The sequence below is a fragment of the Micromonospora sp. NPDC005305 genome, from assembly GCF_040607315.1.
Classification (GTDB): Bacteria; Actinomycetota; Actinomycetes; order Mycobacteriales; family Micromonosporaceae; genus Micromonospora.
Map to the genome: position 1 here is coordinate 144,837 of NZ_JBEXGL010000014.1, position 6,366 is coordinate 151,202.

Sequence of the window (6,366 nt, forward strand, 5' to 3'; positions counted from 1 at the left end):
ATCCAGGCACCGAGCCGGAGCAGGTCACGAGGCGCGCGGCAGCGCGAGCCAGTCCTGCCACGTGATGTCGCGGCCCAGATAACGGGGCTGCCGGAAGGGCCAGTCGGCGGCGATCCACTGCGGCACCAGCGCGTCGAGCGCGCGTTCCACCTCGCCGCCGGCAAGGTCGTCCACGACCCACCAGGAGATTTCGCCGTCGGATCCGGTGCGCTCGGGCGGGTCGATGTAGACGCAGCCGAGGATCGCCGTCTCGTCCTCGTCCAGCAGCGCGTAGTTGAACGACTGGTGCGCGGCTATTTCCTTCTCGTGTCGCAGCAGGTCGATGCGGTCCTCTTCATAGGTCATCGTCTCCTGGGGCCAGGCCCAGGCCGGGCCGAAGATCTCCCACAGGCGCTCTCGGGAGCCCATCACGGCGGGGTAGTCGAGCGGGGTGTCCGCCTCCCGGATCGGCCGCAGGTGAAGCGCGGTGTTGGGCACGGGCACGTGGACGGGGTGGACGAAGTCGTCAGGCAGCCAATTCATGAGGGCCGAGGCTACAACCGGTGGGCGCGGGATGATCCAGGAGGCGCTCAACCGAGGCGGCGACCGCCAGCTCAACACCGCTCTACAGCGCATCGCCGTCACCCGGCTACGCACTCGCCGGCCAGAACACTCGTGGAACGACGTCTCAAGCAGGGCAACTCCAAGACCGAAGCCATCCGGATCCTTTGCCGCCATCTCGCCGACGTCGTCTCCCAGCACCTCCGGCACACCACAGCGTGGGCTCAAACGCCGACGACTTGACATAGGAGGTTCACGAGGTCTCCGGTTGTGGGTTCTTCTTGGTCGCTGAATCTCCGACACGCGCTCAATCCCGGGGCAGCTCACGCCCTGGCAAAGACTTTGACAAACGTCCTAGTAGTAGTTGTCGATGGGCCGGCGCGCCTCGTCGAACAGCGCAGGCCCCTCGTAGCGCACTGGAGGCGACGGCGGGGTGGCTGGTTTGACCTCTTGGAACTGTTCTGCGGACAGGGCGTACACCACCCGGCCGAGGCCGGAGCGGTCGATCGCGGTCGCGCACATCGGGCAGGGTTGGCAACTGGTGAACATCGTGGTGCCGGCCGCCGCGTCGGGGGAGAGTTCCCGGGCGGCCCAGCGGGCCAGCTTCAGCTCGGGGTGGGCGGTGATGTCGGAGTCGGAGACCACGGTGTTGTGGTCCTCGATCAGGACGGTGCCGTCCGCGCCGGCCAGCAACGAGCCGAACGGCCGTTCGCCGGATGCCCCGGCGTTGCTGGCGAGTTCCACGGCGCGGCGGAGAAGCTTCTCGTCGTCGGGGGTCATGGGTCCTCCTGGGATTTGTGGTACGCGGCCACGGCCGCGAGGGTCTGAAAGGCGCGTTCGGGCTGGCGGATCTCGGTCAGGTCGCCGTTGAACGGGTCGAGCACCACCGTCTCCGCGCCGATCAGACGGATCTGTTCGAGGTCGGCGATGATCTGGTCGATGGTGCCGACACCGGCGAGCCGGTCCGGGGCGGTGACGGCTTCTCGGGTCTCGCGGAATTTGATGCGCGGCGTCAACGCGGGCACCGGGCGGCCCAGTTGGTCGGCGGTGGCTTTCAGCCGCCCGGCTGCGTCGGCCAGCCATCCGGGCGTAACGCTCAGCGGGTGCCAGGCGTCACCGAGCAGCACCGCGCGACGGATGCCGGCGTCGCTGTTGCCGCCGACCCAGATCGGGATCGCGGCCGTGTCGTAGTCGTCGGTGTCTCGCCAGGCGTCGCGCATGGCGTGCAGGTACTCGTCGGTCAGTGCGCCGCGCCGCCGGTACGGCACGCCGAGGGCCTCGAACTCCTGCCGGGCCCAGCCGACGCCCACGCCGAGGACGAGCCGGCCATCGCTGAGCCGGTTGAGGTTCGCCGCCATCCGGGCGGTGAGCAGCGGGTGCCGGTACGGGACGATGAGCACCGTCGTGCCCAGCCGGACGCGGTGGGTGATGCCGGCCAGCCAGGACAGCGTGGTGAACGGTTCGTAGAACGGCGCCGGGTACTGCTCGGCCACGTCCGGGGTCACCGCGATGTGATCGGAGACCATCAGCAGGTCGAAGCCGAGGCCCTCGACCGTCTGCGCCCACTGTCGCAGCAAGTCCGGGTCGGTGCCCGGGGCGAAGTTCGGTACGTTCACACCAATTTGCACGGGTCCCACGCTAGCTGCGACGCGTCCGGGGTGGAACACATAGTTCCCGGCCTTTGCTGGCCTTCGCCGTGAACCCGCCGGTAGATTGGCCCTATGGCCGAGAATCTTGACGCTATCGATTGGTCGATCCTGACCGAGCTGCAGGGCGACGGCCACCTGCCCATCACCGAGCTCAGCCGCCGGGTTCAGCTGAGCGCGTCGGCCACCAGCGAACGGGTCAGGCGGATGGAGGCGATCGGCGTGATCAGCGGATACCGCGCGGAGGTCGACCTGGCCAAGGCGGGCTTCGCCGTGCTCGCGGTGATCCGGCTGAAGTACCCCGGCAGCCGGCATGAACCGCTGCACCGGTTGCTGGAGCGACGGCCGGAGATCCTGGAGTGCCTGCGCACCACCGGAGACGACTGCTATGCGCTGAAGGTGGCCGCGACGTCGATGGCGCACCTCGAACAGGTCGTCAACGAAGTCGCTGCCTTCGGCAGCACCACCACCAACGTGGTCTACAGCGCCACCCTGCCCTACCGCGGCCCGCGCCTGACACCGCCCCACTCGTGAGCCCGGCGTGATCAGCGGCCCTGGGGCGGTGCGGGGATCATGCTGACCCGCGCCGCCTGGTCTTCTTGAACCTGGCGGGCGGTCTGTAGAAAGTCGAGGATCGTGGCGAGTTGGTCCTTGTTGTACCTGCCGAGGGCCTGTGCTCCGGCAGCGCCGACAGGTAGATAGATGTCTTGTTCAGCGGTGCGCGCGGCGTCCGTTGCGGTGACCAGGACCCGCCGTCGGTTCTCGGCGTCACGGGTACGGCGGACCAGGCCGGCGCGTTCCAGGCGGTCGATGACCGTGGTGGTCGCCGCTGGGCTGAGTTTGAGGGCGCTGGTGAGTTCCCCCGCCGACAGCGGACCCCCGTTGGCGAGCACGAGATCCATCGCGCGCAGGTCAGTGCGGTTGAGGCCGAGCCGAGCGGCGGCCGCTTCGTCGAAAGCGTCGAAGCTCTGCTGGAGCAGCCGCAGTTGCATCGCTACGTCCCGGACGAGACAATCCTTCGACATTCGAAACTTTCTGCTATCGTAGTTTCCGGCGAACGAAACGATACCAGTTTTGCGGAGGGCACGATGATCACCGACGACCGCCAGATCCAGGAACTGTTCGGCCGACTCATGCAGGCCTGGACCGACAACGACGCCGTCGCCTACGGGGCCTGCTTCACCGAGGACTCCGACTACGTCTCCTACGACGGAACCCGCGCCATCGGCCGCCTCGACATGCAGAACGCCCACGACCAGCTCTTCCGCGGCGTGCTCGCCGGTTCCGCACTCGTCGGTGACGTCGAGTCGATCCGGCACGTCGCTCCAGGGGTGGCGATCGTCCACGGCACCGCCTCGGTGCTGATGCCCTGGCGCTCGAAGCTGCCCAAGCGACGCCTGTCCCGCCAGACACTGGTCGCCGTGCGCACCGACCGTGGCTGGCGGTTCACCGCACTGCACAACGGGCGGGTGCGTCCTGTGCAGATTCCGCCCCCGAATTCGCTGCCTTCGCGGATGGCTCAGGCCGTGGGCCACGCAGCCCGCCGCGTCGGTGTGGGCCGGCCTACGGCCTGAACATCGGCCCTGCCCTGGGCGGCGTCATCGGCGGGTACTGGCCATGACCTTCTATGTGGAGCTCCTCCTGGGGCAAAGCCGCCGCGGGCCTGCTGTTCGGCGTGGTCGTGGCGGTGCTGCTGCGGGCCGCGCCCCCGCCGCGATCCGACCAGGACGCCGCGCGGTCGGCGGCAGTTTGAGGACGGGTCGGGCTCTGGACGGGATGCTGTCTCTGCGCTGCCGGGATTGTTGTTGCCAGTTCGGTGAGACAGGCGCGCCTACTCCTGTGAACTCCTCGCGGCGCCGTGAATCGCCTCGAGCAGCCCAGGAAAGCGGCTTTTCAGCTCCTGCCGGCGGAGTCGGACGAAGCTGCCGTTGCCGGCGTCGCGTTGAGTGATCAGGCCGGCCTGCCGCAGTATTCGCCAGTGGTACGTGCGGGTGGACTTGGCCACCGGCAGATTGAAGGAGCTGCAGGCGTGCTCGTCGTCGTCTCGCCCAAGTAGGTCGAGGACGACACCGCGGCGCAGCGGATCGGCCAACGCCGCGAGCAGGGTGCCAAGCTCGATCGCGCCTGGAGCTGGCACGTCAGAGTATGTCGCCATCATGTCGCCCCCTCCTTAGGTATGGCGATCGTAGTACCTTGTCCGAGTACTATAAAAACCGAACCTACGAACGGCGGACCGATGCTCTGGATCTTCGATGTCAACGAGACCATGCTGGACCTCTCACCGCTGGACTCGGTGTTCGCACAGCACCTCGGTACGCCGAACGCCCGCCGCGACTGGTTCAACCTACTGGTCCGCAGTGCGTTGGTCGCCACTGCCACCGGCCAATACCGGGACTTCGCCCAACTAGGAGCCGACTGCGCCCGAACGGTCGCGCAGGGGTTCGACGTCCAACTGCCGCCGGCAGCTGTTGAGCAGCTCGGAACCACCATGCGACGGTTGCCGGCACACGTCGATGTGCCTGACGCGTTAGCAGCCCTCCGAGCCGCCGGGCACCGACTCGTCGTGCTTGCCAACTCGCCGCAGGCCGTCGTCGAGACTCAACTCGCATACGCCGGCCTGACTGGGCTGCTCGACCAGGTCTACTCGGCCGAGCACGCCGAGACCCTCAAGCCAGGCCGGGCCGCTTACCAGTTCGTTCTGGAACGTGAGGGCCGCCAACCCGATGATGCGGTGATGGTCGCGGCACACGACTGGGACATCGCCGGCGCGCAGGCAGCAGGCATGCACACGGTATTTGTCGCCCGCCCCGGTCACACACTGCTGCCCACGTGGCCAGACCCGGACGCGGTCGTGGTCGACTTTTGTTCGCTCGACGCGCTGGTACTACGGCGTGTTTCATAAGTGAGCGGCTGGTGCTCGGGGTTGTGAGCCGTTGTTGTCGGTTGGCCCGTGGGGTTTCTGGGTCTGTGCGGGTGGTGGGCTGTTTGTCGGTGGTGTGTGGCATGGTGTGCTGCCGTGGCCCGTTTCACCACGTTCCGGTTCTGTCTGAACCCGACTTCCGAGCAGGAGATGGCGTTGCGTCGGCATGCGGGTGCGGCCCGGTTCGGCTACAACCAGTGCCTGCGGCTGGTCAAGGACGCTTTGGACGGCAAGCGCGGTGGGACGGTCGGCAAGGTGCCGTGGTCGGGCTTCGACCTGATCAACGCGTTCAACGGGTGGAAACGGTCGGGTGACGCGGGCCGGGTGCTGGTCGCCGCCGGTGACGGGACCGTCACGGTGCAGGTAACCGGTCTGGCGTGGCGGGGTGAGGTATGTCAGCAGGTCTTTGAAGAAGCCGCGGTTGATCTCGGCCGCGGCCTGTCCGCGTACACGGCATCGCGCACCGGCCACCGGCGGGGTCGGCGGGTCGGTTTTCCGAGGTTCAAGTCCAAGAAACGCGCACCGCTGTCGTTTCGCATCCGCAGCAGGACCTCTGCCGCAGGCCGGGCGGGTATCCGGATCGGTGAGCAGGCGCCGCGTACCGTGACCCTGCCCGGCATCGGCGCCCTGGCGGTACGGCAGGACACCCGCCGGCTGCGGCGGATGCTGGCCACGGGGCGGGCGAAGGTCGTGTCCGCGACGGTCAGCCACCGGGCCGGCCGGTGGGCGGTGTCACTGACCTGCGAAGCCGCCGACCTGCACGATGCCCGCCGCCACCAGCCGAACACCAGCGCCGCAGGGTGGGTGGGTGTCGACCGGGGCCTGTCGACGTTCGTCGCCGCAGCGCGCGCCGACGGCACGCAGGTCCTGCGGGTCGACGGCTGGCCACGGCCCGCCCGGGCCGCGATGGCGCGCCAGCGCCGCCTGTCCCGGAAGGTCACCGGCAAACAGCGCGGCTCCAACAACCGCGCCAAGGCCGCGGCCCGGCTGGGCCGCCACCACGCCCGGGTGGCCGCGATCCGGCGCCGTTTCCTGCACCAGGTTTCCAACCAGCTGGTCAATACCCACGGCCGGCTCGCCATCGAGACTCTCACCATCACCGGCATGCTCGGCAACCGGCGCCTGGCGTCGGCGATCGCCGACGCGGCATGGGGCGAACTGGCCCGCCAACTGGATCCTGCTGGCTAATTGGGTGTGTTGCGGCGGTTGCTGCCTCGCCGTGAATGCATGATCGGTTTTGCGGCTTCCTTCCCCTCTACA

Annotated in this window: 10 protein-coding genes; 5 read left to right on the forward strand and 5 right to left on the reverse strand. The window is 68.3% G+C overall.

The features are described from left to right. Positions 1-24: 24 nt before the first annotated feature. The 3 genes from ABZS80_RS23020 to ABZS80_RS23030 all read right to left on the reverse strand — a co-directional run bounded on the left by ABZS80_RS23020 (position 25) and on the right by ABZS80_RS23030 (position 2,168). On the reverse strand, positions 25-522 hold the full coding sequence (locus tag ABZS80_RS23020; protein WP_355058840.1) for a GNAT family N-acetyltransferase: 498 nt from the start codon (positions 520-522) through the stop codon (positions 25-27). A gap of 372 nt (positions 523-894) precedes the next feature. Then, positions 895-1,320, reverse strand: a complete 426-nt coding sequence (locus ABZS80_RS23025) for a nucleoside deaminase (RefSeq protein ID WP_355058842.1) — start codon at positions 1,318-1,320, stop codon at positions 895-897. Continuing rightward, positions 1,317-2,168: a TIGR03619 family F420-dependent LLM class oxidoreductase gene (locus ABZS80_RS23030; RefSeq protein WP_355058843.1), complete on the reverse strand. Its 852-nt coding sequence runs from the start codon at positions 2,166-2,168 to the stop codon at positions 1,317-1,319. The genes ABZS80_RS23025 and ABZS80_RS23030 overlap by 4 nt, the downstream gene beginning before the upstream one ends. 93 nt (positions 2,169-2,261) lie before the next feature. On the opposite strand from ABZS80_RS23030, the gene ABZS80_RS23035 reads away from it, so the two are divergent. Further along, complete coding sequence (locus ABZS80_RS23035; RefSeq protein WP_355058845.1) at positions 2,262-2,720, forward strand: Lrp/AsnC family transcriptional regulator; 459 nt, start codon at positions 2,262-2,264, stop codon at positions 2,718-2,720. An 11-nt stretch (positions 2,721-2,731) separates the two neighbouring features. Here the strand turns inward: ABZS80_RS23035 and ABZS80_RS23040 are convergent, their stop codons facing one another. After that, positions 2,732-3,178 (reverse strand): MarR family transcriptional regulator, encoded by a 447-nt coding sequence (locus tag ABZS80_RS23040; RefSeq protein ID WP_355058847.1) that lies wholly within the window; start codon positions 3,176-3,178, stop codon positions 2,732-2,734. A 96-nt stretch (positions 3,179-3,274) separates the two neighbouring features. Between ABZS80_RS23040 and ABZS80_RS23045 the strand changes: the two genes are divergently transcribed. Both ABZS80_RS23045 and ABZS80_RS23050 read left to right on the forward strand, forming a co-directional pair. Beyond that, a complete protein-coding gene (locus tag ABZS80_RS23045) occupies positions 3,275-3,760 on the forward strand; it encodes an SgcJ/EcaC family oxidoreductase (protein ID WP_355058849.1) in 486 nt (161 codons plus the stop codon). Between the two features lie 53 nt (positions 3,761-3,813). Beyond that, on the forward strand, positions 3,814-3,939 hold the full coding sequence (locus tag ABZS80_RS23050; protein ID WP_355058851.1) for a hypothetical protein: 126 nt from the start codon (positions 3,814-3,816) through the stop codon (positions 3,937-3,939). Between the two features lie 78 nt (positions 3,940-4,017). Here ABZS80_RS23050 and ABZS80_RS23055 read toward each other — a convergent pair whose 3' ends face one another. Further along, entirely contained in the window at positions 4,018-4,344 is a 327-nt protein-coding gene (locus ABZS80_RS23055) for a helix-turn-helix transcriptional regulator (protein WP_355058853.1), read from the reverse strand. A 78-nt stretch (positions 4,345-4,422) separates the two neighbouring features. Here ABZS80_RS23055 and ABZS80_RS23060 point away from each other — a divergent pair, with 78 nt between their 5' ends. Together ABZS80_RS23060 and ABZS80_RS23065 are read left to right on the forward strand one after the other, a co-directional pair. Further along, entirely contained in the window at positions 4,423-5,088 is a 666-nt protein-coding gene (locus ABZS80_RS23060; RefSeq protein ID WP_355058855.1) for a haloacid dehalogenase type II, read from the forward strand. A 114-nt stretch (positions 5,089-5,202) separates the two neighbouring features. Beyond that, entirely contained in the window at positions 5,203-6,294 is a 1,092-nt protein-coding gene (locus ABZS80_RS23065) for an RNA-guided endonuclease TnpB family protein (RefSeq protein ID WP_355058857.1), read from the forward strand. Positions 6,295-6,366 lie beyond the last annotated feature (72 nt).